2 protein-coding genes are annotated in these 649 nt (G+C 65.8%); both read left to right on the forward strand.

What is annotated here, in order from left to right; genetic code table 11:
- Positions 1 to 280: malonate decarboxylase subunit alpha (locus HX846_RS36990; RefSeq protein WP_178967434.1), on the forward strand; the 280-nt coding region annotated here is incomplete at its 5' end.
- Positions 281 to 649 (forward strand): triphosphoribosyl-dephospho-CoA synthase (locus tag HX846_RS36995; protein WP_178967435.1); only part of this gene is annotated, 369 nt, incomplete at its 3' end. It abuts the gene before it with no gap.

Genomic DNA, 649 nt, shown 5'->3' on the forward strand with positions numbered 1-649 from the left:
GCTCACCGAAGAAGGCATCGCCTACCTGTACAAGGCCCGTTCCCTGGAAGAGCGCCAGGCGATGATCGCCGCCGTGGCCGGGGTGACCGCCATCGGCTTGCGCCACAACCCCAAGGACACCGCACGCATGCGTCGCGAAGGCTTGATTGCGCTGCCCGAAGACCTCGGCATCCGCCGCACCGATGCCACCCGCGAGCTGCTGGCCGCCAAGAGCGTGGCCGATCTGGTGGAGTGGTCCGGTGGCTTGTACAACCCGCCCGCCAAGTTCAGGAGCTGGTAAATGCACGCACTCAAACTGCACGACCTGACACTGGCCGAACGCCTGGCCGACATGGCCGTCGACGCGTTGATCGATGAGGCAGACCTGTCGCCGAAACCCGCCCTGGTAGACCGTCGCGGCAACGGTGCCCATACCGATTTGCACCTCGGCTTGATGCACGCCTCGGCGCTGTCGCTGTGGCCGGCGTTCAAGGAAATGGCCGAGGCCGCTGTCGAATTTGGCGAAGTCGGTTTGCCCCTGCGTGAAGCCCTCGGGCGCATCGGTCGCGAAGGTGAACAGGCGATGCTCGTCACCACCAGCGGCGTAAATACCCATCGCGGCGCGATCTGGGCGCTCGGCCTGTTAGTCGCCGCTGCCGCACTGCAACCC

The organism is Pseudomonas sp. K5002 (genome assembly GCF_013386655.1).
Taxonomy (GTDB): Bacteria; Pseudomonadota; Gammaproteobacteria; order Pseudomonadales; family Pseudomonadaceae; genus Aquipseudomonas.